The organism is Luxibacter massiliensis (assembly GCF_900604355.1).
In the GTDB taxonomy this organism is placed as follows: Bacteria; Bacillota; Clostridia; order Lachnospirales; family Lachnospiraceae; genus Luxibacter; species Luxibacter massiliensis.
The window spans coordinates 346,978-373,600 of the sequence record NZ_UWOE01000001.1; the positions used below are offsets into that span (position 1 = coordinate 346,978).

22 protein-coding genes and 1 tRNA gene are annotated in these 26,623 nt (G+C 42.7%); 18 read left to right on the top strand and 5 right to left on the bottom strand.

Going from position 1 to position 26,623, the window contains the following annotated elements:
* The first annotated feature begins 8 nt into the window (after positions 1–8).
* Together adhE and EFA47_RS01790 are read left to right on the top strand one after the other, a co-directional pair.
* Complete coding sequence (gene adhE / locus EFA47_RS01785; protein ID WP_122641746.1) at positions 9–2,627, top strand: bifunctional acetaldehyde-CoA/alcohol dehydrogenase; 2,619 nt, start codon at positions 9–11, stop codon at positions 2,625–2,627.
* 139 nt (positions 2,628–2,766) lie between these two features.
* Positions 2,767–3,522 carry an aminoglycoside phosphotransferase family protein gene (locus EFA47_RS01790; protein ID WP_122641747.1) on the top strand — a complete coding sequence of 252 codons (756 nt, stop codon included), beginning with the start codon at positions 2,767–2,769 and terminating at the stop codon, positions 3,520–3,522.
* A 148-nt stretch (positions 3,523–3,670) separates the two neighbouring features.
* On the opposite strand, the gene EFA47_RS01795 is transcribed toward EFA47_RS01790, so the two are convergent.
* Complete coding sequence (locus EFA47_RS01795; RefSeq protein ID WP_122641748.1) at positions 3,671–4,816, bottom strand: cell wall hydrolase; 1,146 nt, start codon at positions 4,814–4,816, stop codon at positions 3,671–3,673.
* 166 nt (positions 4,817–4,982) lie between these two features.
* Between EFA47_RS01795 and EFA47_RS01800 the strand changes: the two genes are divergently transcribed.
* The 10 genes from EFA47_RS01800 to trpS all read left to right on the top strand — a co-directional run bounded on the left by EFA47_RS01800 (position 4,983) and on the right by trpS (position 14,882).
* On the top strand, positions 4,983–5,828 hold the full coding sequence (locus tag EFA47_RS01800; RefSeq protein WP_122641749.1) for a Cof-type HAD-IIB family hydrolase: 846 nt from the start codon (positions 4,983–4,985) through the stop codon (positions 5,826–5,828).
* Positions 5,822–6,649: an undecaprenyl-diphosphate phosphatase gene (locus EFA47_RS01805; RefSeq protein WP_122641750.1), complete on the top strand. Its 828-nt coding sequence runs from the start codon at positions 5,822–5,824 to the stop codon at positions 6,647–6,649. Before EFA47_RS01800 ends, EFA47_RS01805 begins: the two co-directional genes overlap by 7 nt.
* Positions 6,650–6,944: 295 nt before the next feature.
* Positions 6,945–7,703 carry a basic amino acid ABC transporter substrate-binding protein gene (locus tag EFA47_RS01810; RefSeq protein ID WP_122641751.1) on the top strand — a complete coding sequence of 253 codons (759 nt, stop codon included), beginning with the start codon at positions 6,945–6,947 and terminating at the stop codon, positions 7,701–7,703.
* A gap of 14 nt (positions 7,704–7,717) precedes the next feature.
* Positions 7,718–8,410 (top strand): amino acid ABC transporter permease, encoded by a 693-nt coding sequence (locus tag EFA47_RS01815; protein WP_122641752.1) that lies wholly within the window; start codon positions 7,718–7,720, stop codon positions 8,408–8,410.
* Positions 8,400–9,146 carry an amino acid ABC transporter ATP-binding protein gene (locus EFA47_RS01820; protein WP_122641753.1) on the top strand — a complete coding sequence of 249 codons (747 nt, stop codon included), beginning with the start codon at positions 8,400–8,402 and terminating at the stop codon, positions 9,144–9,146. Before EFA47_RS01815 ends, EFA47_RS01820 begins: the two co-directional genes overlap by 11 nt.
* Positions 9,147–9,467: 321 nt before the next feature.
* Positions 9,468–11,198, top strand: coding sequence for an A/G-specific adenine glycosylase (gene mutY / locus EFA47_RS01825; RefSeq protein ID WP_122641754.1), 1,731 nt, complete (start codon positions 9,468–9,470; stop codon positions 11,196–11,198).
* 178 nt (positions 11,199–11,376) lie between these two features.
* Positions 11,377–11,997 (top strand): TetR/AcrR family transcriptional regulator, encoded by a 621-nt coding sequence (locus EFA47_RS01830; RefSeq protein WP_122641755.1) that lies wholly within the window; start codon positions 11,377–11,379, stop codon positions 11,995–11,997.
* A 21-nt stretch (positions 11,998–12,018) separates the two neighbouring features.
* Entirely contained in the window at positions 12,019–12,828 is an 810-nt protein-coding gene (locus tag EFA47_RS01835) for a glycerophosphodiester phosphodiesterase family protein (protein WP_122641756.1), read from the top strand.
* Positions 12,829–12,940: 112 nt separating this feature from the next.
* Positions 12,941–13,621 (top strand): phosphatase PAP2 family protein, encoded by a 681-nt coding sequence (locus EFA47_RS01840; protein ID WP_122641757.1) that lies wholly within the window; start codon positions 12,941–12,943, stop codon positions 13,619–13,621.
* 166 nt (positions 13,622–13,787) lie between these two features.
* Positions 13,788–14,882 carry a tryptophan--tRNA ligase gene (trpS, locus tag EFA47_RS01845; RefSeq protein WP_122644366.1) on the top strand — a complete coding sequence of 365 codons (1,095 nt, stop codon included), beginning with the start codon at positions 13,788–13,790 and terminating at the stop codon, positions 14,880–14,882.
* A 135-nt stretch (positions 14,883–15,017) separates the two neighbouring features.
* Here the strand turns inward: trpS and EFA47_RS01850 are convergent.
* Positions 15,018–15,091, bottom strand: a tRNA-Arg gene (locus tag EFA47_RS01850).
* Positions 15,092–15,335: 244 nt separating this feature from the next.
* Complete coding sequence (locus EFA47_RS01855) at positions 15,336–16,568, bottom strand: 6-phosphofructokinase (RefSeq protein WP_122641758.1); 1,233 nt, start codon at positions 16,566–16,568, stop codon at positions 15,336–15,338.
* A 432-nt stretch (positions 16,569–17,000) separates the two neighbouring features.
* Between EFA47_RS01855 and glf the strand changes: the two genes are divergently transcribed.
* The 6 genes from glf to EFA47_RS01885 all read left to right on the top strand — a co-directional run bounded on the left by glf (position 17,001) and on the right by EFA47_RS01885 (position 23,511).
* On the top strand, positions 17,001–18,098 hold the full coding sequence (gene glf, locus EFA47_RS01860; RefSeq protein ID WP_122641759.1) for a UDP-galactopyranose mutase: 1,098 nt from the start codon (positions 17,001–17,003) through the stop codon (positions 18,096–18,098).
* 7 nt (positions 18,099–18,105) lie between these two features.
* A complete protein-coding gene (locus EFA47_RS01865) occupies positions 18,106–18,510 on the top strand; it encodes a GtrA family protein (protein ID WP_122641760.1) in 405 nt (134 codons plus the stop codon).
* Between the two features lie 238 nt (positions 18,511–18,748).
* Entirely contained in the window at positions 18,749–19,267 is a 519-nt protein-coding gene (locus EFA47_RS01870; RefSeq protein WP_122641761.1) for a hypothetical protein, read from the top strand.
* Positions 19,268–19,436: 169 nt separating this feature from the next.
* Positions 19,437–19,871 (top strand): MarR family winged helix-turn-helix transcriptional regulator, encoded by a 435-nt coding sequence (locus EFA47_RS01875; protein ID WP_122641762.1) that lies wholly within the window; start codon positions 19,437–19,439, stop codon positions 19,869–19,871.
* Positions 19,872–19,874: 3 nt separating this feature from the next.
* Complete coding sequence (locus EFA47_RS01880) at positions 19,875–21,617, top strand: ABC transporter ATP-binding protein (RefSeq protein ID WP_122641763.1); 1,743 nt, start codon at positions 19,875–19,877, stop codon at positions 21,615–21,617.
* The gene (locus EFA47_RS01885; RefSeq protein ID WP_235853191.1) at positions 21,610–23,511 is read left to right on the top strand and encodes an ABC transporter ATP-binding protein; all 1,902 of its coding nucleotides are present in this window, start codon (positions 21,610–21,612) and stop codon (positions 23,509–23,511) included. Before EFA47_RS01880 ends, EFA47_RS01885 begins: the two co-directional genes overlap by 8 nt.
* Positions 23,512–23,991: 480 nt before the next feature.
* Here the strand turns inward: EFA47_RS01885 and EFA47_RS01890 are convergent, their stop codons facing one another.
* Together EFA47_RS01890 and EFA47_RS01895 are read right to left on the bottom strand one after the other, a co-directional pair.
* Entirely contained in the window at positions 23,992–25,254 is a 1,263-nt protein-coding gene (locus EFA47_RS01890) for a Glu/Leu/Phe/Val family dehydrogenase (RefSeq protein ID WP_122641765.1), read from the bottom strand.
* A gap of 57 nt (positions 25,255–25,311) precedes the next feature.
* The gene (locus tag EFA47_RS01895) at positions 25,312–26,589 is read right to left on the bottom strand and encodes an aminotransferase class I/II-fold pyridoxal phosphate-dependent enzyme (RefSeq protein ID WP_122641766.1); all 1,278 of its coding nucleotides are present in this window, start codon (positions 26,587–26,589) and stop codon (positions 25,312–25,314) included.
* Between the last annotated feature and the right edge of the window lie 34 nt (positions 26,590–26,623).

The following is a 26,623-nucleotide window of genomic DNA, read 5'->3' on the forward strand; positions in this document are numbered from 1 at the left end:
AAATTGTAATGGCAAAGAAGGATCAGGCAGTGGTACCGGAAATTGTTGACAGTGTAGAAACACTTGAAGCAAAAATGAAAGCAATGCGTGAAGCGCAGAAAGTATTTGCATCCTTTACACAGGAACAGGTTGATAAAATCTTCTATGAGGCGGCGATGGCAGCCAATAAACAACGTATTCCTCTGGCAAAAATGGCCGTAGAAGAAACACAGAGGGGCATTGCAGAGGATAAGGTTATTAAGAATCATTATGCAGCAGAATACATTTATAATGCATATAAGAATACAAAGACATGTGGAGTTATAGAAGAAGACGCAGCATTCGGCATCAGGAAGATAGCAGAACCTATCGGATTGGTTGCAGCGGTTATCCCCACAACGAATCCTACATCCACAGCAATCTTCAAAACATTGCTTTGCCTGAAAACAAGAAATGCTATTATTATTAGTCCCCATCCGGCCGCAAAGGCATGTACGATTGCAGCGGCAAAGGTTGTTTTGGATGCCGCGGTAAAGGCTGGGGCGCCGGAAGGGATTATCGGGTGGATTGACGTGCCTTCCCTGGATCTGACAAACGCGGTTATGAAGGACGCGGATATTATCCTTGCAACCGGAGGCCCGGGAATGGTAAAGGCGGCCTACTCATCGGGAAAGCCGGCATTGGGCGTTGGAGCCGGGAATACACCTGTTATTATAGATGATACTGCAGATATTAAGCTGGCGGTAAATTCAATTATCCATTCTAAAACATTTGATAATGGTATGATCTGTGCTTCTGAGCAGTCAGTTACCGTATTGAATAGTATTTACGAGGAAGTTAAGAGGGAGTTCGCATACCGGGGCTGCTATTTCCTGAAAAAAGGTGCAGAGCTAGATAAAGTGCGCAAGACGATTATCATTAATGGTGCGCTCAACAGCAAGATACCTGGGAAATCGGCATACGAGATCGCAAAGATGGCGGGAGTGGATGTTCCAGAGGATACAAAAATATTAATTGGGGAAGTAGAGTCTGTCGATATTTCAGAGGAATTTGCCCATGAGAAGCTATCTCCTGTGCTTGCAATGTACAAGGCAGGGACATTTGAAGAGGCTCTTGCTAAGGCAGAGCAGCTTGTTGCTGACGGGGGATATGGGCATACAGCATCTCTCTATGTGCATCCTGCTGAGTCTGACAAGATTGCAAAACATGCACAGGCTATGAAAACCTGCCGTATTCTGATTAATACACCGTCTTCCCACGGCGGCATCGGTGACCTTTATAACTTTAAGCTGGCTCCGTCCCTGACCCTGGGCTGTGGTTCCTGGGGGGGCAACTCCGTATCTGAGAATGTAGGGGTGAAGCATCTGCTGAATATAAAGACTGTCGCTGAGAGGAGAGAAAATATGCTGTGGTTCCGGACACCTGAAAAGGTTTATTTCAAAAAAGGCTGTATGCCAGTTGCGTTAGATGAGCTGGGGACAATTATGCATAAAATGAAAGCATTTATTGTTACTGACAGCTTTTTGTATAAGAATGGGTATGTAACTCCTATTGAAGAAAAATTAGATGAAATGGGAATCCAACATACATGCTTTTATGAGGTGGCTCCTGATCCGACTCTCCAGTGTGCCCAGAAGGGGGCAGATATGATGCGTTCCTTTGAGCCAGATACAATCATCGCACTTGGCGGCGGATCTGCCATGGATGCCGCTAAAATTATGTGGGTGATGTATGAGCATCCAGAAGCTAACTTTGAAGATATGGCTATGGATTTTATGGATATCCGTAAGAGAGTATTTACCTTCCCTAAAATGGGAGAAAAAGCTTATTTTGTGGCAATTCCGACTTCTTCAGGAACGGGGTCAGAGGTAACGCCATTTGCAATTATTACAGATGCAGACACAGGAGTAAAATGGCCTCTGGCAGATTATGAGCTGCTTCCGAACATGGCGATTGTGGACGTGGATAATATGATGACACAGCCGAAAGGCCTGACCAGCGCTTCTGGTATTGATGTCATGACACATGCAATTGAGGCCTACGTGTCTATCATGGCAACAGATTACACCGACGGCCTGGCTATGAAAGCAGTAAAAATGGTATTTGACTATCTGCCTTCTGCATATGAGAATGGGGCCAGTGACCCGAAGGCACGTGAGATGATGGCAAACGCATCTTGCATGGCAGGTATGGCATTTGCGAATGCTTTCCTTGGTCTTAACCATTCTATGGCGCATAAGCTGGGAGCTTTCCACCACCTTCCTCACGGAGTGGCTAATGCTGTGCTGCTGACAGAGGTTATGAAGTATAATTCGGCTGAAGTTCCGACAAAGATGGGGACGTTTTCACAGTACCAGTACCCACATGCCCTTGCCAGATACGCTGAATTAGGCCGGTTTGCGGGATGTGCGGGAAAAGATGACCAGGAAGTATTTGAAAACCTGCTGGTTAAGCTGGAAGATTTAAAAGAAAAAATCGGTATCAAAAAATCAATCAAAGACTATGGCATTGATGAAAAATACTTCCTCGATACCCTGGATGACATGGTTGAACAGGCATTCAACGACCAGTGTACAGGAGCTAATCCAAGATACCCACTGTTTAAGGAGATAAAAGAAATTTATTTGAAATGCTACTATGGTAAATAATTAACAATATTTATGATGGCAAAAAAATAGTTAAAAAATATACAAAATTAATTCCCAGGACTTACATTGTCCTGGGAATTGTTGTATAATTGGTTCAACTTAATAAAACGGCATCAAACCAGACAGGAGGTATTGGATTATGAAGCTGGAAGAAAGCAGGTTAATTGTAAAGCGTCCCTACAAAGAAGTGTACAAATATGACGACAGTATAGTAAAAGTATTTGCCGCCACACATCCAAAATCAGACATATTCAATGAAGCGCTTAATACAGCAAGGGTAGAAGAGTCGGGACTGGATATCCCCCGGGTGAAAGAGGTAAGGCAGATTAACGGAAAATGGGCCCTTGTTATAGACTACAAGGAGGGCAAGACTTTAGAAGACATGATGGAGTCTGACAAAGGGAACCTTGAGAAATATATGGCAGATTTTGTAGATCTTCAGATGACCATACATGGGAAAAGCGCACCGCTTCTAAATAAGCTGAAGGATAAGCTGGCACGCCAGATTAATAGCCTTAAGGATGTGGATGCCACCACAAGGTATGAGCTTCTTACAAGGCTTGAGAGTATGCCGAAACATACAAAGATTTGCCATGGGGATTTTAACCCGAGTAATGTGATCGTAGGGAAGAACGGCAAAATGACGGTGGTGGACTGGGCCCATGCATCGCAGGGAAATGCCAGTGCAGATGCAGCTATGACCTACCTTCTGTTTGCATTGAAAGATCAGGGGACAGCAGATCTGTATATGGATGTATTCTGCAAAAAAAGTGATACGGCGAGACAATACGTACAGCAATGGCTCCCTATAGTAGCAGCGGCACAGCTTACGAAGAATAATACATTGGAGAGAGATTTCCTGCTTAGGTGGATTGATGTTATTGATTATCAGTAAGATTAATTTATCTGCAGTTTGTTGAAAAAGAAAGAGTAATATAAAAAAGAACCGGAGAGAAGAGCGTATAGTTCTTCCCTCCGGTTCTTTATGTCCTAAAAGTGGATCTTAGTTCATACTTTTGGGGTATATATCTGTATAAAGATATCTACCAGCTTTGGAAAAATAAATTATTGCCTATATTTACGCCAGGCCGGTCTGTTGCCCCTGCATATAGAAAATAATAACAATCTGACACGGCCGCAAGGCGGGCACCATTAATGGCATCCTGTGCGACAGTATACGCTAAATCGCTGGCGCCGCTTGCGAGCACCGCATCTAACCGGCCTGTCCATACCGGTTCAAACTGACCGCCGGCATATACGACTTCCGTGATAGAATTGGGGAACAGAGGACTCTGTACACGGTTCATGATTACTGTGGCCACTGCAAGCATAGAATCATAATCATACATGGCCTCGCAGTCCAGGATAGCAGCAAACACATCTAAATCACTGCCTGCGACTTCCGAAGCGCCACCGTTGACAACGGTGTCATCATATCCGCTTCCTGGTGTAGGTGCAGGAGTATTTGGAGAACTGTCAGAGGATGTATTGTTACCAGTATTGCCAGAGGAAACATTGGCGGCAGCTTCAGCAGCAGCGGCGGCAGCGGCAGCTTCTGCTGCCAGCCTTGCAGCCTCTTCAGCACGCAATTGTTCAAGCTGTGCGTTAAAAGCGGCAAGGTCAGTTGACGTCTCCTGGGCTTTCTGGGACAGCGCAGCCTGCCTGCCCTCCAGATCCTGTTGGAGATTTGTCAGGGAGGCCTGCTGATCCTCCAGGGTTTGCTTCTGATCGGCTATCTTCTGGCGTGTATCCTGAAGTTCCATCAGCATATCCCGGTCATAATCGCTGATATTCTGTATAAAGTCAGCTTTATTCAGGAAATCAGACATATCATCGGCTGAAAACAGCATGTCCAGCAGTGTTGCGTTGCCAGTTTCATACATATACTTAATACGGGATTTCATATCCTCATATTGACGTGATTCATTGGCCTGGGCTTCTGCCAGGGAGTCCTTGGTTCTTTGTATCTCACTGTTTGTAATTTCTACCTGCATTTCGGTTTCTGTGATTTCGTTGCTTATAGCAAGCAGATCCTCGTTAATTCCATTAAGCTGCTTCTGCAGGTTTGAGGTTTTATTTTCAAGACTCTTCTTATCCTCAGCCTGGACTGGAATAATGGAAAGTATTAATGCAAGAGAACATACGAATGTAATGAGTGCCTGTCCCCTGCCTTTTGAGCGAAATTTCATAAATTCCTGTTCCTTTCATATTTGTTTTGCCTGACCATTATACTATAAATTGCTTTATTAAGCAAACTCTGGTAGAATAAATTATAAAAATTTTATGATACCAGGGCCAAAACGCCTTTTTGCCCTGACATCATTATTTTATAGAAGTGTGAGGAAATAACTGCGTATGGAACAACAGATAAAGATGATAGGGTTAGACCTGGACGGCACTCTTTTGAATAATAAAAAGGAACTACTTCCTTATACAAAAAGGATCCTTGACGAGGCTGTGAAAAAAGGGATTCAGGTTTTGGTGGCTACGGGGAGGCCGTTTAATGGGATACCTGAAGAGTTAAGGTTCTATCCTGGGTTTCGGTATGCCGTTACTGCAAATGGGGCAGCCATTTTAGACATCAGGGAGAACAAAATACTGGCCCAACGGCCTCTTCCTCTGGAAAAAGCAAAGAAAGCATTGGAAACCTTGAGAAAGTATGATACATTACAAGAGGTATTCTTTGGAGGGCAGGGATATGCAGAGGGAGATAAGCTGAATCATATAGGGCATTATCATCCAAATCCATTTATGTGGGAGTATGTGCGGACTACCCGCAAGGCCGTGGGAGATATTTTGGAATTAGTCATTCAGAAAAACCGTGACCTGGATAAGATACAGGCGGTTTTTGGGGATATGGAAGAGCGGAGAAAGGCCTGGGAAGAGTTGGAGAGACAGGGGGGCATTACCCTGGTTGGTTCACTCGGATATAATATAGAGATTAATGATGAAGGGGTAAATAAAGGGACTGCACTCATAGAACTGGGGAAAATGCTTGGAATTGAGAGAGCGGAAATTATGGCCTGCGGCGACGGGGATAATGATGTGGATATGCTCAGAGAAGTCGGATTTGGCGTTGCTATGGCAAATGCTGATGAAAAAACTAAGGCAGCGGCAGACTATATTACAGTGTCAAATGAGGAGCAGGGGGTTGCCAGGGCCATAGAACAATTTGTCCTAAGAGGAGGAAAGACATGTTAGAGGCGTTAAAAGTATTTATACTTGGGGTTGTGGAAGGAATTACTGAATGGCTGCCAATCAGCAGTACCGGCCATCTTATTTTGGTGGAGGAGTTTATCAAGCTCAAGATGAGCGATGATTTTATATCCATGTTTAATGTTGTTATTCAGCTGGGGGCTATTTTAGCTGTGGTAGTAATTTATTTCCATAAACTGAACCCCTTTTCGAATACGAAAACAAATAAACAAAAGATGCTGACCTTCCAGCTCTGGGTGAAGGTATTGATTGCCTCTGTCCCAGCAGCTATTATAGGCCTATTGTTTGATGATTTTATCGACAAGCATTTTATGAATTATATAGTAGTTGCTATTACTCTTATTATTTACGGTGTGCTGTTTATCATTATCGAAAAACGACACGAGCATACGAAACCGGCAGTAAAACGGCTCTCCGACCTGACTATCCCCATGGTGCTCATTATTGGGGGATTTCAGGTTCTGGCATTGATACCAGGGACGTCCCGGTCGGGAGCCACGATCATCGGCGGCTTGCTGATTGGCGCTGCCAGAGGCGTGGCGGCTGAGTTTACATTCTTTCTTGCAATCCCGGTAATGTTTGGGGCAAGCTTTTTAAAGATTGTAAAATTTGGCTTTCATTTTACAGGAACCGAGATATTCCTGCTGCTTTTGGGATGTGTGGTTTCATTTGCAGTATCCATATTTGCTATTAAATTTTTAATGCAGTATATAAAAAATCATGATTTTAAAGTGTTTGGGTATTATAGAATCGTCTTGGGAATCCTGGTTCTGCTCTATTTTGGGATGACTGCGCTTTTGGGGTAGGCCAGAGAGTCAGGAAGCTGAAAGCAAAGGCAGGCAGAAGAACCTATCTAGGACGGAAGCTGCGGCAGATACATGCCTGCAGTGCGGGGACTTTTAAGGGGCAGCAAAGGCTGCTGTAAAATAAATGTTTTAAATAAGATAACCCTATGGGTAAACAGAAGGTATCTTATTGAATCATTATATTTTACAGCAGCTTTTTCATATCAGGGTTGTTTTTTTAGGAAAACATGATAAAATATAGAAATAATGTGTATTATTATGCAATGTCAATGAGATTTTGGGAGGATTATGGAAGATGAAAAAGAAAGTTTTAAGTTTGATGCTGGCATCTGTCTGTGTGATTTCTATGGCTGCCTGTGGTTCCAAGGAAAAGGAGGACTCAGGACAGGATACTTTAGTGATGGCCACAAATGCAGAGTTCCCGCCTTATGAGTTTTATGAAGGGGATGATGTTGTAGGTATCGATGCAGATATTGCATCAGCAGTGGCAGAAGAGATGGGGATGACTTTAAAAATTGAAGATATGGCATTTGATTCTATAATCGCTGCAGTGTCCAGTGGGAAAGCAGATATTGGGGCGGCAGGCATGACTGTGACAGAGGACCGCCTTGAAAATGTTGATTTCACCGATACATATGCCACTGCAACACAGGTTATTATTGTGACAGAGGACAGTGATATAGCAGGGCCGGACGGCCTGGCCGGTAAAAAGATCGGTGTGCAGCTTGGCACTACGGGGGACATTTACGCAGACGATATCGAGGACGCTACAGTAGAGCGTTACAATAAGGGATTTGAAGCTGTACAGGCCTTGCAGCAGGGGAAAATTGACGCGGTTGTCATTGACGGGGAACCGGCAAAAGAGTTTGTGAAAGAGGCCGAAGGGTTAAAGATACTGGACGAAGCTTTTACAGAGGAAGAGTATGCCATCGCAGTGGCAAAAGGGAATGATGAACTGAAAGACAAAATCAACGAGGCATTGGCGAATCTGAAAGAATCAGGAAAGTTGGACGAGATCGTGGCCAAATATATCAGTGCCGATAGTGAAGAATAAAAGAGGATAAGGGTATGTTGCAGACATTGCAGGGGAAATTTAATGCAAATTTTATAGAAGACGACCGTTGGAAATATATTTTAGACGGCCTCGGCGTTACACTGCAGGTGACATTTTTTGCAGTGATAATCGGTATAGTAATCGGGTTTCTTGTGGCCATTGTGCGCTCCACTTATGATAAGACGGGAAGGCTGAAAATACTCAATGTACTGTGTAAAATTTATCTGACAGTTATCCGTGGGACGCCGGTAGTCGTACAGCTTCTTATTATATATTTTGTTATATTCGGCAGTTCCGATATAAGTAAAGTGGTGGTGGCTATTATGGCTTTTGGACTGAACTCAGGCGCTTATGTTGCTGAGATATTCCGTTCCGGGATTATGTCTGTTGATAATGGGCAGTTTGAGGCGGGCCGCAGCCTTGGATTCAATTATGTACAGACAATGATTTATATTGTAATGCCCCAGGCGTTTAAAAATGTGCTGCCGGCCCTTGGAAATGAGTTTATTGTGCTGCTAAAAGAAACGTCTGTATCAGGCTATATTGCCCTTCAGGACCTGACTAAGGGCGGGGATATTATAAGAAGCCGCACATATGATGCATTTATGCCCCTCATTGCCGTGGCGCTGATTTATCTTGTCATGGTGATGATATTTACAAAACTTGTAAATATGCTGGAGAGGAGGCTGAGGAACAGTGACCACTAGTGGAGATGTATTAATCAAGGTAGAAGGGTTATATAAGGTTTTTAACAATAAGCTCCATGCCCTGGATGGGGTTTCTGAGGAAATCCACAGAGGGGAGGTTGTGGTTATAGTAGGGCCCTCAGGTTCCGGGAAGTCTACGTTTCTGCGTTCCCTGAATTTACTGGAAATACCTACCAGAGGGCATATTTATTTTGAGGGAACTGATATAACGGGCAAGGAAACAGATATAGACCAGCACCGTCAGAGAATGGGAATGGTATTTCAGCATTTTAACCTGTTTCCACATAAGACCATACTGGAAAATATTACTCTTGCCCCGGTGAAGCTTTTAAAAAAGAGCAAGGAAGAAGCAGAAAAGAGGGCCATGGAGCTTTTGAAGCTGGTAGGGCTTGAAAGTAAGGCTAATGCATATCCATCTCATCTGTCAGGAGGGCAGAAGCAGCGTATAGCGATTGTGCGTTCTCTGGCGATGGATCCAGACGTAATGCTTTTTGACGAGCCTACATCTGCGCTGGATCCAGAAATGGTAGGGGAAGTGCTTGAGCTGATGAAAAAGCTGGCCAATGATGGCATGACAATGGTTGTCGTGACACATGAGATGGGATTTGCCAAAGAGGTTGCTACCAGAGTCATCTTTATGGATGAAGGGAAAATAAAAGAACAGGGAACACCGAAAGATTTCTTTGATAATCCTTCTGAACCAAGGCTACAGGAATTTCTTTCTAAAATCTTATAAGATAGAGGGGTTCAGTTATTGGCTTTGGCCAATCGGACGTGCTTACATATCCGATTGCCCCATTGTTTGCAGGAATAAAGAGATATGTCAGGAAGCAGAGATGAAGGATGTCTGTTTTTCTGGATAGTTCTGTTATAGGATAACTCATAGTACATTTATTAAAAATGTCCTATGGGTTATCTTATTTTAATGAGACTTAATGAGCCATTCCCATAGATTTACTTTTACAAAACATTTGTTCCATGATACACTGATATCCATAGAACAGCTGTTAAGTGCCTATAGCTGGAGAAAATATAGACAAGGGAAGTAAAAAGACAAATGAGATATGAGAGAATAGAAAAGGCAGTGTTTGTGGAGAGGCCAAACAGGTTTATCGCCCATGTCCGTATAGGGGAGGGGACAGAGACCGTCCATGTTAAAAATACAGGCCGCTGCGCAGAACTTTTAAGGCCGGGAGTTTCTGTGTATCTCCAGAAGAGCGATAATCCTCAGAGAAAGACACAGTGGGATTTAATAGCCGTAGAAAAAGGCGAAAGGCTTGTGAATATGGACTCCCAAATACCAAATCGGGTCGTACAGGAATGGATACAGGAGGGGGGATTGTTTGGGGGCAGTGTGTACGTGAAGCCTGAAACGGTTTATGGGAATTCGCGTTTTGACCTTTATGTAGAGCATGGAGGGCGAAAGGCGTTTATTGAGGTCAAAGGGGTTACTCTGGAAGAAGGGGGGGAGGTCAGGTTTCCGGATGCGCCAAGTGAGCGTGCGGTAAAACATGTAGAAGAGCTGTGCAGGGCGGTAAAAGATGGATACGAGGCATATATAATCTTTGTTATACAGATGAAGGGGGTACGGTATTTTACTCCCAATATAGATACCCACCCTGAGTTCGGAGAAGCTCTTAAACAGGCACATAGTGCGGGGGTCAATATTCTGGCTTATGACTGCATAGTAGAGCCAGATAGTATTGTCCTGGATGAACCGGTAGATATAGTGCTGGGAAACCCGGTGCTAAAAAAGGCCGCCGGGCCTCTGACAGAGTGGTATAGGAAGAACAAGAGAGATCTTCCGTGGAGGCGCCATATCAGCGCTTATAGAGTATGGGTGTCAGAGATTATGCTTCAGCAGACGAGGGTGGAAGCTGTCAAGCCATATTATGAAAGATTCTTAAAAGAACTTCCGTCTGTCAGGGAATTGGCAGAGGTTTCTGAGGACAGGCTGCTTAAATTGTGGGAGGGCCTTGGATATTATAACCGGGTACGGAATATGCAGAAAGCCGCCCGTCAGATTATGGAAGAGTATGGAGGAGTGTTCCCAGAGGATTACGAAGACATCCGGGGACTAACCGGAATTGGCAGTTATACTGCGGGGGCCATCAGTTCCTTTGCTTATGGGCTTCCAAGGGCAGCAGTGGATGGCAATGTGCTTCGGGTCGTGGCCAGGCTTCTTGCCAGGGCGGATGATATTATGAAGGCCAGTGTAAGGGGGGATATTGAGAAACAGGTTGAAGAGGCCATTCCTGATAATGAGGCGGCAGATTTTAACCAGGGACTTATAGAGCTTGGAGCGCTGGTCTGCGTGCCGGGAGGTGTTCCCAAATGTGGGGAATGCCCTCTGGAAGAATTATGTATGGCTAGGGCAAAAGGTATCCAAAATCAACTTCCGGTCAGGTCAAAAGCAAAGGGGAGGAGAATTGAGAAGAGGACTGTATTGATTTTCAGGGACGGGGATACATTTGCTATTAAAAAGAGGCCAGAAACAGGACTTCTGGCAGGCTTGTATGAGCTGCCCAATTTAGAAGGGCATTTAAACCGTAAACAAATCCTTGAGTATTGCCGTTCTATAGGTTTGTTTCCGATTCATATACATAAGGCAGGGGAGGCTAAGCATGTATTCAGCCATGTGGAGTGGCACATGACAGGATATGAAATCAAGGTCGATGAGCTGGAAAGAAACTGCAGTGAAAATATGATTTTTGCCAGGTGCGATGAAATTGAGAAAAAATACCCTATTCCATCTGCCTTCGAAGCATACAAAAAACTGATACATTGATCTGCAGCGGCCTGGAAGGCAGGATACAGGGTGTGCTTCTGGGTATACGTTGGCCTGCAGCTATTTTGTAGCCTAGCTTCGGAGTAGAAGTTAGAGCTTACTCTGTTTTCTTGAAACGGGTAATTATTTATGCTATACTCAAGCAGGACAGTTATCTGTCAGAAGGAGCGGACAGTTTATGGATGGAAGAACAGCATTATCAAGACAGCAGCAAAAGTCAAGGGAGACTAAGGAAAAGATTTTTCAGGCCGCAAAGCGGATACTCCAGAAAGAGGGGTATGAAGAACTTTCTATTAAGAATATATGTGAAGAAGCAGGCGTTTCAAATGGAAGCTTTTATCATCATTTTAAGACAAAGGATGACCTGCTTTCATATTATATAGAGGATCAGCCAAGCATCAACCCGGATCTCCTTGATCTGCCTGCGGACTGTGATGAGGCGAAGCAGGCGATTATATATGTGTACCTCAATTACGTAGAGTATTGCCGTGAGCTTGGTGTAGAATTTATTTCAGGCTATTATGATACAAAGAACCAGGCGCTGAATCCTGCAATCCGTACAGAGCGCCCATATCCCATCGTTACAGTACAGACATATATTGAGCGGGCTGTAAGAGAGAATGCTATAGAGTTGGGAGTGGAAATTGAGGAATTTACCACAGATATCAGGATGATTGTAATAGGCAATGTATTTGAGTGGTGCCTGCGGGAGGGGAAAACAGATTTCGAAGGGAATATGAGGCGTTCCCTCGGAAAATATTTGGACAGTACGGTTTTACAGAGAGATGACGGTAAATAGCAAGGTATGGGGGATGGGAATATGTATTTACTGGGAATTATAGCAGTAATGCTGGTGCTTTTATATTTATTTATGATTATGCCGCGTATGTCCACCCATAAACGTATGAAATTATTTTTGGGGACAAAGTGGGCGCACAGGGGACTTTATAATATGAAAAAAGGGATCCCGGAAAATTCTTTGGCCGCCTTTAAAAATGCAGTGAAGAAGGGGGTCGGGATAGAGCTTGACGTCCATATGACATGTGATAAAAAATTGATTGTATTCCACGACGATACACTAAAGAGAGTTTGTGGATGTGAAGGGAATATAGAGGAAATGGCATATGAGGACTTAAAAGGGTGTTACCTGAATCATACCTCTGAAAAGATCCCTCTTTTATCTGATGTACTAGATTATGTAAATGGACGGGTGCCACTGCTTATTGAGGTGAAACTGCCTACAAAAAATACAGAAATTTGCTCTTATCTGGAGAAAGAACTCAGAAGATATAACGGCCCCTATCTGGTACAGTCTTTCAACTGCCTTGTTTTAAGGTGGTTAAAAATGTATTGTCCGCAAATACTCAGAGGACAGCTGTCCTCAAACCTGACGAAAAGCAGTAATTCACCAAATTATTTATTGAGGTTCTGTGTCCAACATCTTTTAAGTAACTGTTGGTGCAGGCCTGATTTTATTTCTTATAAGCTTAGGGACAGCCAGAATTTGAGTTTGAGAATAGTACACAGGCTGTATCATGCTCCTGTGGCAGCCTGGACCATACGTACCGCGGAAGAGATGGCGGCGGCAAAGAAAGAATATGATATGTACATATTTGAGCAAAAACAGTGACAGATGGATTTCAAAAGATTTTGTTAAGGTTTTATGAAGATTATTGTTGTTGCTAGGAATTCATGTTATAATCGGGGCAAGTTAGAGGGGATTCATAAAGGGAGCGTCGAATATGGACTTAAGAAAGAGGTTATCAGGACTAATTAGAAAATACAAACATGCCTGGGTATTTGCATATATTCTGGTTTATATGCCGTGGTTTGTTTATTTGGAAAAACATGTCACCACGAATTATCATGTTATTCATTCAGTAATAGATGATAAGATACCTTTTATAGAATATTTTATTGTCCCATATTTATTATGGTTTGTTTTTATTATTGCTACGTTCTTGTATTTTTTCTTCACGGATGTAGAGGGGTTCTATAAGCTGGCAAAGCTAATGTTTGCTGGAATGACTATTTTTCTGATAATTTCTACCCTTATTCCCAACGGACTGAACCTAAGGCCCGTATATTTTGAAAGGGATAACATATTTGTTGACATGGTAAGGGCGCTCTATAAGACGGATACGCCGACCAATGTACTGCCAAGCCTGCATGTATTTAATTCTATTGGTGCCTGTATAGCGATTTTTCACAGTGAGGCTTTAAAAAAGCACCCTATAATTAGCTGGAGCGCGTATATACTGTCAGGTTTGATTATACTTGCCACGATGTTCTTGAAACAGCATTCAGTAATTGATGTCATGGCTGCGGTTTTAATGGCATATATACTTTATCAGTTTGTTTATGAGTCAGAGAGGAAAAAAGTATTTAAACTTGCAAAACAGGCAGCATTTTGGGGAAAATAATAAATGTATCTGGCAGGAGAATTCCTGTATAGCATGGTATTATAAAAGAAGTCCGGTTTGAACAGGACTTCTTTTTTTGGAATATAGTATGTAGCCAAAGTGCCTGTAATGGTGCTATAATGTGAAGAGATTATGACAAATGTATTTAGGAGGAAACAAAACAGATATGGGAAAGATCATGTTGACAGGAGACCGTCCTACCGGAAGGCTGCATGTGGGGCATTATGTAGGCTCTTTAAAAAGAAGGGTTGAGCTGCAGAATACAGGGGACTATGATGATATATTTATAATGATAGCAGATGCACAGGCATTGACGGATAATGCAGATAATCCTGAGAAGGTCAGGCAGAATATTATTGAGGTGGCCTTAGATTACCTGGCATGTGGCTTAGATCCCGGCAAGTCTACAATGTTTATCCAGTCACAGATTCCACAGCTCTGCGAATTATCGTTCTATTATATGAATTTGGTAACAGTTTCCAGATTACAGAGAAACCCTACCGTAAAAGCAGAGATCCAGATGAGGAATTTTGAGGCCAGCATACCGGTTGGGTTCTTTACTTATCCCATCAGCCAGGCGGCTGATATTACTGCGTTTAAAGCCACCACAGTACCGGTGGGGGAGGATCAGCTTCCGATGCTAGAGCAGACAAAGGAGATTGTGAGAAAGTTTAATTCAGTATATGGGGAGACCCTTGTAGAACCCGATATCCTTCTTCCAGATAATACCGCGTGCCTGCGGCTTCCAGGGACAGATGGGAAAGCTAAAATGAGTAAGTCCTTGAACAATTGTATTTACCTTTCCGAGGAGCCGCCTGAAATCAAGCAGAAGGTATTTAGTATGTTTACAGACCCTACCCATATACGGGTTGAGGATCCTGGAAAATTGGAAGGGAATACAGTTTTTACTTATTTAGATGCTTTCTGCAGACAGGAATACTTTGGGGAATTTCTTCCAGATTATACAAACCTGGATGAGCTCAAGGAGCATTACCAGAGAGGGGGCCTGGGCGATATGAAAGTAAAACGCTTCTTAAACAATGTGCTTCAGGCTGAACTGGAGCCTATCAGGAACAGGAGGAAAGAATATCAGAAAGACATTCCTTATGTATATGAGATTTTGCAAAAGGGGAGCGAGAAAGCAAAGAGTGTTGCTGAGGGAACTTTACGGGATGTAAAGGAAGCAATGAGGATAAATTATTTTCAGGATCAGGAATTGATTAGCGCCCAGGCAGAGAAGTTCAGGAATAGCCAGGGATAACCGCAGATTTGTGAAGATTTACAAGGCTGCAGAGGTGGGATAAATCGGCGGGGGATTGGGTTCCCCGCCGATGTGAAAGTGAATAAATAAAATACAAAAAGCTGCCAGGAGATGTCCTGGCAGCTTTCCATCAAACGTGCGCGAGAAGATTCGAACTCCCGACCTTCTGGTCCGTAGCCAGACGCTCTATCCAGCTGAGCTACGCGCACATACTGAAAAACTCACTTCACAGCAAAATTGAGTATATAATATATTAAAAGATTTGTCAAGAAGTTTTGGAGAAAAATGCCTATTTCTATAAAACAAAATATGGATCTATAGAGTGGTGGTATTGGTGGCCGTCAGTCTGGAAATACATCGCCGGACAGAGACCTTCTGACTGTGGGACATAAATTAAGGGATGCCTTATGTTTATGTGAGACATCCCTTAGAATATCTGAATTGCTCAAAATCCTAAAACGGCCTGAACAGATGGCGTGGAATCCCATCCACCATAACGGGGGAGACATCGCCCTGAATTAGAGGGCGTACATAATTGATAAATTCATCAGTCACGTAGGAACCATCTTCATTTACCCATTCTCTCGGGACAAGTTTTTCATCATTGGCAATCTTATGGACATCCTTGACTTCAGTCCCGCTCTGGTATGGATCATCGGAAAGCCGCTGAATTACAACCATTTTACCTGAATCACCCTCATCTGCAGCTTTGACGGCGGCGCCGCCCACCTGATATGCTTCGAGGATATCTACCCGGGATGCACAGTGAGATGCAGAGCGCTGGAGGCTGCTAAGCTCTATGGCCCGTGTTTTACTGCCGATTTCACCGGCAATATAGCTTGCCAGGTAGTTGGCGGTGCCGGAAAGCTGCTTATGGCCGAATGCATCGACGAAATCTATACTTTGCCCCAATTCACAAACATAACGTCCATCTGGAAGCCGGATACCTTCGGATACAGCAACTACTACGGAAGGCTTCTGGGTAAGCAGATTTTCTACTTTGTCGCGAAATTTTTCAATATCAAAGGGGAGTTCAGGCAGGTAGATTAAATCAGGGCCTGAACAGTCCTCGCCCCTCGCCAGAGCGGCTGCGCCGGTAAGCCATCCGGCGTTCCTTCCCATGATTTCTACAACTGAGACAAGGCCCTTGGAATATTCCAGACAGAAGCTGTCGCGGATAATCTCTTTTACAGATGTGCCTATATATTTAGCAGCACTTCCAAATCCCGGCGTGTGGTCTGTCAGGGCAAGGTCATTGTCAATTGTTTTAGGACAGCCTACAAAGCGGGTATGGTGCCCGGTTACAATTGCATAATCAGACAGCTTTTTGATAGTATCCATGGAGTCATTACCGCCAATATAGATGAAAGCCTCAATATTCAGCTTATCCAGAATACTGAAAATTTTCTTGTAGACCTCCCCGTCTTCGTGGATCTCCGGCAGTTTATAACGGCAGGAACCGAGAAACGCAGCTGGTGTTCTTTTTAATAGTTCTGCATCTAACTCGGTTGTTATAAATTCAGATAAATCGATATAGCGCTCCTGAAGGAGCCCCTGAATTCCGTGCAGCATTCCATAGACCTTGCAGGCCCCGCGGTCCTTGGCGGTGCGGTATACACCTGCAAGGCTTGAGTTGATTGCGGCTGTAGGGCCTCCTGATTGTCCAACAATAACGTTTCCTTTCATATATCTTACCTCCATCATTCATGAATATAACCTAAAGGGCATCCGCAAAATATATATCTAAAGATGCCCCCTATTCACACCCTTGGCATATACGCATATTTATATGCAGAATGGTGTATAATCTATAATGTTTTCCATGTAGAAAACGACTCATAATAATAGTTTAGTGCATTTTGTATAATTTGTAAATGAAAAAATGAGAAAATCGGTAAAATTGCATAATTATTATAAAAATACATACTTGAGAGTTCCTTTTAAATTCATACCCGCATGGAGAGATATGCTAAGGCATCCAATAAGTACGGCAAAATGTATAAAAGTGCATTTTTTAACCAGTCTATATACAGAATGATTTTATGATGGTATAATATGACAATAGTACCAAGGGTGCAGATATTGTATGAAAGACACATATATTGGGGAGGAGAAAAGATGCATCAATTTGACTATTTAATTGTCGGTGCAGGACTGTACGGGGCCGTAATGGCATATGAACTGAAAAAGAAAGGGAAAAAATGTCTAGTAATAGACAGGCGCAGCCATATTGCAGGCAATATATATTGTGAGGATATTGAGGGAATCCATGTGCATAAGTATGGGGCGCATATTTTCCATACATCCAACAAAAAGATTTGGGAATATATGAACCAGTTTACGGAGTTTAATCACTATATCAATTCTCCGATTGCTATTTATAAAGATGAACTGTATAATCTTCCCTTTAATATGAATACTTTTAGTAAAATGTGGGGTATAAAGACACCCCAGGAAGCCAGGGATATGATTGACAGACAGGTTGCAAAGACAGGAATAACAAACCCCATGAACCTGGAAGAACAGGCGCTTTCCCTGGGAGGGCGCGACGTGTATGAGAAGCTGATTAAGGGGTATACAGAGAAGCAGTGGGGAAGAGACTGCAAAGACCTTCCAGCCTTTATCATTAAAAGGCTGCCTTTCCGTTTTACGTATGATAATAATTATTTTAATGACAGATATCAGGGCATTCCTATAGGCGGCTATACTCAGATTATTGAGAGGATGCTGGAAGGTATAGAAGTTAGGACGGAGGTAGATTTCTTTGAGTTCAGGAAGGCATTTCCGGACATTGCAAAGAACGTTATATTTACAGGTATGATTGACGAGTATTTTGGATATAGGTTGGGGGCATTGGAGTACCGCTCCGTCCGTTTTGAGACAGAGGTTTTGGACTTAAGCAACTACCAGGGGAATGCAGTAGTGAATTATACAGAGAGGGAAGTGCCGTATACGAGAATTATCGAGCATAAACATTTTGAATTTGGCCAACAGGAAAAGACAGTAATATCAAGGGAGTATTCCACCGAGTGGAAGGTAGGAATGGAACCCTATTACCCTGTAAATGACGAGAAGAATAATGCTTTGTTTGAAAAATATAAATCCCTGGCAGCAGGGGAGGGGAATGTGGTGTTTGGAGGCCGGCTGGGGGACTACAGATATTATGACATGGATAAGGTTGTAGAAGCTGCCCTCAATAAGCTGGAGGAGTTATAAAGAGCTTATGGACAATAAGAAAAATACAAGCCTCTGGCAGCAAATTGTTAGGTTTGCTGTTGTTGGAGGAAGCGCATTTGTTATTGACTATGGCATTATGGTCCTGCTGACAGAGGCGTTTGGTGTTAATTACCTTATATCCAGCGCGGTATCATTTTCTGTATCTGTTATTTTTAATTATCTTTTGAGTGTTCATTGGGTATTCAATGTGACGGATGACAGAAGCCAAACACAAGATTTTATGGTATTCATTATACTCAGTGTTATTGGACTGGGCATAAATCAGTTTATAATGTGGGTGGCTGTGGACAAGCTGCATATATTTTATATGCTCTCCAAAATTGGAGCTACCGGTGTGGTCATGGTCTATAATTTTATCACGAGAAAAGTGTTTTTAGAGAACGGGAAATAAACAGATATACTATACAGAATGCAGGCGCATAAAGTGCTTGCATTTTGTATATAAATCAAGTAAAATACAAGTATTCTGACAGGGTTTCACTATCATTTCAATTTGTATTCCGGCATCAGTTCTGATGGGCGTTTCAGACAAAGGTATAATTAAAGAATAGAAAGGAGTGTTATAGATCACAGAAGAAAATTATGAAGTTATTAAATTTATTGAGCATGGAGGGCGCTGCCGTATAGTTATGGACTGCCTTGCAGGGCGGCTGCTGATACATCGGATACAGGATGCTTCCCAAATTACGAAAGAGCAGCTATTTGGCTGGTTTACAAAAATGGCTGCCGAGTTGGAAAAGTATAGCCGATGCAGGAATGGCCAGTGTTACCGCTTCCTAAATCCGTACAGTATACTTGTGACATCTGATGATAAAATACTGCTTTTGGATTTAAATGCATCAAGCAATGCATTTGTTATACGGAATATGCAGAGGCCCGCCATGCGGGAGCATTTTGTCAGGCCTGTTATCCATATGCGGGAAAGTTCTAAATCTGCCCCTGATCTTTATGGACTGGGAAAGACAATACAATTCATGCTGGCTCATACAGAGTCTCTTATCTCACTTAATAAACTCGAAGAGTATCTTTTATTGAGAATTATCTTAAAATGTCTGGGAGAAAATCCAAAAAGAAAATATGAGAATATAAAACAGGTACAAAATGATTTATCAAAAACTAAGTGGAAAATACGGGGGAAAAAATTTTAAATATCAATGGAGGCGAAAGTGATAGTACCCCTGGACGAATGAAAAAAATTATTAGGTACCTTGCAATTTAAAAAAATTATGCTATAATGTCTAATGCAAGGTACCTAATGTTTTAGGTACCTGAATTTAAGTTCATTTATCAGTTATTATTTTAAACAGGTGAGGGAGAATGGAAGAAAAAGTTGACAACATGTTGGAACTGGGGTTAATTACCAGCCTTAGAATTTGCGGCCGTTATTTATACTTTCAGGCGGGAGAAAAGACAGGGCAGAAAAGGATATTGACGACTCTGCTAAGGTTTGGGAACATGACGCAGAGAGAGCTTCAGAGAATTATGGATATAAAATCAGCTTCATTAAGCGAGATTTTGGCAAAAATCGAGGCAGAAGGTTTTATTGCCAGGATGAAAAGCGATGAGGATAAACGCCAGGTAGAATTGCGTCTGACAGAAGAAGGGAGAAAAACGGCAGTCAGATACAAAGAGGAATATGCCTGCATGGCGAAGGAGCTGTTTGAAGGCTTGACGGATGAAGAGAAAGAGCAGTTGTTTACTTTGCTTGAGAAACTGGTAAAAAAATGGGCTGACAGAGGAGGTATGAAATAGGCAATGGTAAAAGAACTTACAAAATGTATCAGAGAATATAAAAGGACATCAATACTGACACCGATTTTTGTATCACTGGAGGTGGTCCTGGAGTGCATTATTCCTTTTATTATCGCACAGCTTGTAAATCAAATTAAGGCAGGGTGTGAATTTATGGTAATTGTCAGGTATGGAGTTCTGCTGATTTTAATGGCGGCGCTTTCCCTCTTGTTCGGGGCGTTGGCAGGATCTACGTGTGCTACGGCCTCTTGTGGGTTTGCACGAAATGTGAGAAAAGATATGTTTTATAAAATACAGACGTATTCCTTTAAGAATATTGATAAGTTTTCCACATCCTCCCTGGTGACAAGGCTTACCACAGATGTGACAAATCTTCAGATGGCATATATGATGATTATACGTATTGCTATCCGCTGTCCGCTTATGCTTATTTTCTCATTTACAATGGCGTTTATAATGGGAGGGAAAATGGCATGGATTTTTGTGGTTATGGTTCCCATACTGGGGATCGGGTTGGCCGTCATTATAAAATTAGTTATGCCGCTGTTTAAAAAGGTATTTAAAAAGTATGATAAGCTGAATAACTCCATCCAGGAAAATATCAAGGGAATGCGTGTTGTCAAATCCTATGTACGTGAAGAGTATGAAAAAGAAAAATTTGAGGCGGCTGCAGAGGATATACGTATGGATTTTACAAAGGCTGAGAGGATTCTGGCCGTCAACAACCCGCTTATGCAGTTTTGCATCTATTCAGTTATGATTTTTGTTTTGTATTTTGGGTCATATACAATCATTACATCCCGAGGCGTGGATTTGGATGTAGGGCAATTTTCGGCTCTTCTGACCTACAGCTTTCAGATTTTAATGAGCCTGATGATGATTTCCATGGTGTTTGTTATGATTACAATGGCCAGTGAGTCATCAAAGCGTATTGTGGAAGTATTAAAAGAGGAAAGCGCCATACATAATCCTGAGAATCCAATTTATGAAGTAAAGGATGGCTCTGTTGATTTTGACAATGTCAACTTTAAATATTCAGAAAAAGCGGAGAAGATGGCCCTGGCAGATATTGACCTGCATATTAAGTCTGGGGAAACGATTGGCATTATCGGTGGCACAGGTTCTTCCAAATCCTCCTTAATCCAACTGATTTCCAGGCTGTACGATGCCACAGAAGGCGTTGTCAGGGTTGGGGGGCTTGATGTAAAGAAGTATGATCTTGAGGCGCTGCGGAACCAGGTCTCTGTAGTGCTTCAGAAAAATATATTATTTTCAGGTACTATCAAGGAGAATCTGCGCTGGGGCAACAAAGAGGCTTCAGACGAGGAATTAGTAGAGGCATGTAAACTGGCCCAGGCAGACGAATTTATTATGCAATTTCCGGCAGGATATGACACACATATCGAGCAGGGCGGCACGAATGTGTCCGGCGGGCAGAAACAACGGCTCTGTATTGCCAGGGCACTTCTAAAAAAACCTAAGATTCTGATCCTGGATGATTCTACCAGTGCAGTGGATACAAAAACAGATGCATTAATCCGAAAGGCATTCCGGGAATATATACCGGATACAACAAAGATTATTATTGCACAGCGTACGTCATCGGTGGAAGATGCAGACAGGATTATTGTCATGGATAAAGGTACAATAGATGCAATTGGCACACATGAGCAGCTTTTGAGAGAGAATGATATCTATAAAGAAGTATATACTTCCCAAAATAAGGCAGGTGATGACAATGAATAACAGCAGACAGAATAAAATGAAAAAGGGGACTGCCGGACGTTTGATTAAGACACTGTTTGAGTTTTATCCGGTAAAAATGCCAGTCGTAATTGTCTGTATTATTTTCAGTGCCGCAGTGAGTTCTATTCCGGCAATTTTTATGCAAAATGTCATAGCTATTGTTGAGGAGAGCTGGAGAAGTGGGGACTGGGAATCAGTTGCAGGCAGGGTTACTTTTTATGTGGGAATACTATTAATTTTTTATATCCTGTCCCTGATCTTTGCATTTACCTATACCCAGATGATGGCTGTCATTACGCAGGGATTTTTAAAAAAGCTCAGAGGCAAAATGTTCAATGGAATGCAGGATTTGCCGGTAAAATATTTTGATACTCATAACCATGGTGATATTATGAGTTATTATACTAACGATATAGATACATTGCGGCAGATGGTATCTCAGAGTATCCCTCAGCTTTTGATATCCGCAGTAACTGTGCTGACTATATTTTTTATTATGATATATTTCAGTGTCTGGATGGCCTTAGTAGTTATAGTGGGCGTTATTTTTATGCTGGTGGTGACGAAAAAGGTGGGAGGTAATTCCGCTAAGTACTTCATCAGGCAGCAGATGGCTATTGGCAGGACAGAAGGGTATGTGGAAGAAATAATGAATGGACAGAAGGTTGTCCAGGTGTTTTGCCATGAAAGGGAATGTGAAGAGGCATTTGACAAGATTAATGATGCTCTGTTTGAAGATGCACAGAATGCGAATAAATATGCAAATATGCTCATGCCAATTCTAGGCAATATCGGGAATGTGCTCTATGTGGTTGTGGCATTGGCAGGGGGAATTCTGATGCTGGCAGGTGCGCCCAATATCAGTCTTTCAGGAATGGCAATTGGTATTAGTATAGTAGTGCCATTTTTGAATATGACAAAACAGTTTTGTGGGAATATCAGCCAAGTATCAAATCAGGTGAATGCGGTGGTAATGGGACTTGCAGGAGCAGAACGGATTTTTAGCCTGATTGATGAAAAAGCCGAAGAAGATAACGGATATGTCACACTGGTGAATGCCAAAGAGGCCAATGGGGAATTAACGGAGTGCAAGGAACGTACGGGGGTATGGGCTTGGAAGCATCCCCACAAGTCAGATGGGACAGTCACCTATACAAGGGTTACAGGAGATGTCAGGATGTATGATGTGGATTTCGGCTATGAGGAGAACAAAACAGTACTTCATAATATTACGCTATATGCAGAGCCGGGGCAGAAGATTGCCTTTGTTGGCGCCACAGGTGCAGGAAAGACGACAATTACGAATCTGATTAACCGTTTTTACGATATTGCAGATGGAAAAATACGCTACGATGGTATTAATATTAATAAAATTAAAAAGGCAGACCTCCGGCGTTCTCTGGGAATCGTCCTCCAGGAGACAAATCTTTTTACAGGAACTGTGATGAGCAATATCAGATATGGAAAACTGGATGCCACAGAGGATGAATGTATTTCCGCAGCTAAACTGGCTGGGGCCCATGATTTTATAACACGTCTTCCAGACGGATATAATACCATGCTCACAGAAAATGGAGCTAATCTCTCCCAGGGACAGCGGCAGCTAATCGCAATAGCCCGTGCTGCAGTTGCAGATCCTCCGGTTATGATTTTGGATGAGGCCACTTCTTCTATTGATACACGTACAGAAGCAATTGTCCAAAGGGGAATGGATGCGCTTATGGAAGGCAGGACTGTATTTGTAATCGCCCACCGGCTTTCCACAGTGCGTAATTCAGATGTGATTATGGTGCTGGAGCAAGGAAGAATTATTGAACGTGGGACACATGATATGCTGTTGGAAGAAAAAGGAAAGTATTATCAACTATATACAGGGGCATTTGAGTTAGAATAAAAGAAATAAAGAACCTATAAAAGGGAGGATGCCGGGTAACTGCTTTTGCAGTTCCCGGCACGTATTATGAAAAAGTTTATTCAAATAGTATTGCATCTGTTGGCGAGTGTAATATCAAATAGCTAATATATAATAAATATTATTTATTTGATACCTATAGTATATGTGTCAGAAATGAAGAAAGAATGAGTAGAAAATGAAAGATTTTTAAATGATAAATGAACAAAATATGAACATAAGACAGAAATGCAGCTGTTTTGAATAGCCTTGGTATATAAACAGGGACTGCCCTAAAATGAATTTCTATACAAGATGACTATGTAAGACACATAGATTAAATTTAAATCTTGCAGAATCTTCATTTAGTGGCAGTCCGTTTTTAGTCAAAGTAATTATATTTAGATTTTTCAATAAATATACTGCAGGCGTCTGCTGGAAAGTTCCTTTCTGTTGGCCGGGAGGCGTTCTTACTTTCGTGCTTTATGGCCAGATTGCCCTTGCCTTTTTGGCATCTACAACTCGTTTTACTGCGATAAGGTATGCGCCTGTGCGCAGGGTGGTATGCTCTTGCTGCGCAATATTCCATACTGCTTCAAATGCGGGATCCATAATGTTTTTGAGTTTTTCATTGACAGATTCTTCTGTCCAGCTTACGGATTGAATATTTTGTACCCATTCAAAATAGGAAACGACAACACCGCCGGCGTTAGCCAGAATATCGGGCACTACTATAATTCCCTTAGCATTTAAAGTAGGGTCGGCTTCCGCAGCAATAGGCCCGTTGGCCGCTTCTACAATAATCTCGGCTTTTATATGATCTGCATTGTCTGCATTAATCTGATTTTCCAGGGCTGCTGGTACAAGTACTTTTACATCTAGCTCCAGAAGTTTGCTGTTAGAGATGCGGGTGATCCCATCCTCCTCGTAATTTTCAAGAAGATTTTTACGGTTTTTGGATAAATATTCTAAAATAGCCGGGATATTCAGTCCTTCTGGCTTGTAGATAGCGCCGGATACGTCGCTGACAGCAACAATTTTCATGCCTTCCTTATAAAGCAGCTTAGCTGTGATGCTTCCCACATTTCCCATTCCCTGAATGGCAACTGTAGTCCCATTTGTGTCCAGTCCAAGTTTCTTGAGGATGTTTTTGGTTGTAAACATAACGCCGCGTCCAGTCGCCTCATTACGGCCTAAGGCGCCTCCTAGTTCGATAGGCTTTCCTGTTACAACACCATGTACGCAGTGTCCTTTCAACATACTGTATGTATCCATCATCCACCCCATAACAGCTGCGTTTGTTCCCACATCAGGAGCTGGGATATCCTGGTCCGGCCCGATTAAGGGGGCAATTGCTGCCGTAAATCTTCTTGTAATGGCACGTATCTCATTTTCTGATAATTGATTAGGGTCACAGACTACGCCGCCTTTACCGCCGCCATAAGGGATGTTGACAACAGCGCACTTGAAGGTCATCCATGCTGCAAGAGCCTTTACTTCATCCAGGTTTACAGCAGGATGGAAACGGATGCCCCCCTTTGCAGGGCCTCTTGATGTGGAATGCTGGATACGGTATCCTTCGAATACATGTGTGGTTCCGTCATCCATCCGCACAGGGACTGCAACTTTTAATTCCCTTTCTGGAAATTTAATGGCTTCAATATCACTGTCTGTATAGCCTAAAATATCAGCGGCTTCCTTTACAACTTTTAGTACGTTATCATAAGGGTTATATTCCTGTCTCATAATGATTCTCCTTTACAATTTTGTTTGGCATAAATTTGGCGGTTGGCGGATAAAGGTTTATCCTAAAATCTTTTCAATTCCTGCGATTTTAACACATATTATAAAAATATCCATTGCTTTTTCCAGTTCGGCAGTGACAGGGTATGTAGGCGCTATGCGGATATTGCTGTCTTTTGGGTCTTTTCCATATGGATAGGTGGCTCCCGCGCCAGTCAGGGTAACGCCCGCTTCCCTGGCAAGCTGTACGGTACGGGCGGCACACCCGGAAAGGGTGTCCAGTGATATAAAGTATCCTCCTTTGGGATTGCTCCAAGATGCAAGTCCGCTGCCTTTTAGGCTGTCACCCAGTTTGCTCAGCACAATATCAAATTTTGGCCGGATTTCATCGGCTAGTTTTTTCATGTGGTTCCGTATGTTTTCCGGCGTTTTGAAGAACTGCACATGGCGCAGCTGATTTAGTTTGTCATGCCCTATAGTCTGTGCAGACATGTGTTTCTTGAATTCTGTAATGTTTGCTGTGCTGGAAGCAACTAGGGCGATACCGGATCCGGGAAAACTTATTTTAGAGGTAGAGAAAAAATAGTAAGGCCTGTCAGGATTCCCGGCTTTTGCGCACTCTGTTAAAATATCTTTTAACGGCACCTCCTCATAAATATGGTGGACGCCATAGGCATTGTCCCAGAAAATGCGGAAATCATCAGCGGCAGTTTCCATTGCCGCAAGTTCCTCGACAATTTGGTCACTATAGCATACGCCCTGGGGATTGGAGTGTAGTGGAACACACCAGATTCCTTTTATGAGGGGATCTTCTTTTACCAGTTTTTTTACAGTATCCATATCCGGACCGTCCTCATTGAGAGGAACAGGGATCATTTCGATCCCTAGCTCTTCGCATATGGTAAAGTGCCGGTCATATCCTGGGACAGGACAGAGGAATTTGACAGGGGTATCATTATGCTTATGGTATAGCCAGGGTTCACATCCTCCGGTTCCGAACAGGCACAAAAAGCTGATTGTGTCGAACATAAGATTAAGACTGGCATTTCCGCCTATGATGATCTGCTCTGGGTCTATCCCGAGCAGATCTCCAAATAGCGTTCTGCACTCAATAATACCCTCTAGTATTCCGTAGTTTCTGGCATCTGTACCGTCGGCCAATGTATAGTTCTCCATAGTCCTAAGAAGAGGGGCGCTAAGATCGAGCTGCGATGCTGCCGGCTTACCTCTGGCCATGTTCAGCTTCAGATTTTGGGCCTGTGCTTCTTTATACTGAACCTGGAGTTCTCTCAGTAAAGAGCGCAGGGCCTCGTCAGAATAATCTGTGATTGGTTTCATGATGTCCTCCTTGTTTGGATATTTCTTTTTCTTG

Coding starts and splice junctions, on each gene's coding strand:
- EFA47_RS01840 (WP_122641757.1), top strand. CDS start 12,941: ATGGACTTAAGAAAGAGGTTATCAGGACTAATTAGAAAATACAAACAT.
- EFA47_RS01875 (WP_122641762.1), top strand. CDS start 19,437: ATGGAAGAAAAAGTTGACAACATGTTGGAACTGGGGTTAATTACCAGC.
- EFA47_RS01870 (WP_122641761.1), top strand. CDS start 18,749: ATGGACTGCCTTGCAGGGCGGCTGCTGATACATCGGATACAGGATGCT.
- glf (WP_122641759.1), top strand. CDS start 17,001: ATGCATCAATTTGACTATTTAATTGTCGGTGCAGGACTGTACGGGGCC.
- EFA47_RS01835 (WP_122641756.1), top strand. CDS start 12,019: ATGTATTTACTGGGAATTATAGCAGTAATGCTGGTGCTTTTATATTTA.
- EFA47_RS01865 (WP_122641760.1), top strand. CDS start 18,106: ATGGACAATAAGAAAAATACAAGCCTCTGGCAGCAAATTGTTAGGTTT.
- EFA47_RS01800 (WP_122641749.1), top strand. CDS start 4,983: ATGGAACAACAGATAAAGATGATAGGGTTAGACCTGGACGGCACTCTT.
- EFA47_RS01895 (WP_122641766.1), bottom strand. CDS start 26,589: ATGAAACCAATCACAGATTATTCTGACGAGGCCCTGCGCTCTTTACTG.
- EFA47_RS01795 (WP_122641748.1), bottom strand. CDS start 4,816: ATGAAATTTCGCTCAAAAGGCAGGGGACAGGCACTCATTACATTCGTA.
- EFA47_RS01790 (WP_122641747.1), top strand. CDS start 2,767: ATGAAGCTGGAAGAAAGCAGGTTAATTGTAAAGCGTCCCTACAAAGAA.
- mutY (WP_122641754.1), top strand. CDS start 9,468: ATGAGATATGAGAGAATAGAAAAGGCAGTGTTTGTGGAGAGGCCAAAC.
- EFA47_RS01880 (WP_122641763.1), top strand. CDS start 19,875: ATGGTAAAAGAACTTACAAAATGTATCAGAGAATATAAAAGGACATCA.
- trpS (WP_122644366.1), top strand. CDS start 13,788: ATGGGAAAGATCATGTTGACAGGAGACCGTCCTACCGGAAGGCTGCAT.
- EFA47_RS01810 (WP_122641751.1), top strand. CDS start 6,945: ATGAAAAAGAAAGTTTTAAGTTTGATGCTGGCATCTGTCTGTGTGATT.
- EFA47_RS01805 (WP_122641750.1), top strand. CDS start 5,822: ATGTTAGAGGCGTTAAAAGTATTTATACTTGGGGTTGTGGAAGGAATT.
- EFA47_RS01815 (WP_122641752.1), top strand. CDS start 7,718: ATGTTGCAGACATTGCAGGGGAAATTTAATGCAAATTTTATAGAAGAC.
- adhE (WP_122641746.1), top strand. CDS start 9: ATGGCAAAGAAGGATCAGGCAGTGGTACCGGAAATTGTTGACAGTGTA.
- EFA47_RS01885 (WP_235853191.1), top strand. CDS start 21,610: ATGAATAACAGCAGACAGAATAAAATGAAAAAGGGGACTGCCGGACGT.
- EFA47_RS01830 (WP_122641755.1), top strand. CDS start 11,377: ATGGATGGAAGAACAGCATTATCAAGACAGCAGCAAAAGTCAAGGGAG.
- EFA47_RS01855 (WP_122641758.1), bottom strand. CDS start 16,568: ATGAAAGGAAACGTTATTGTTGGACAATCAGGAGGCCCTACAGCCGCA.
- EFA47_RS01890 (WP_122641765.1), bottom strand. CDS start 25,254: ATGAGACAGGAATATAACCCTTATGATAACGTACTAAAAGTTGTAAAG.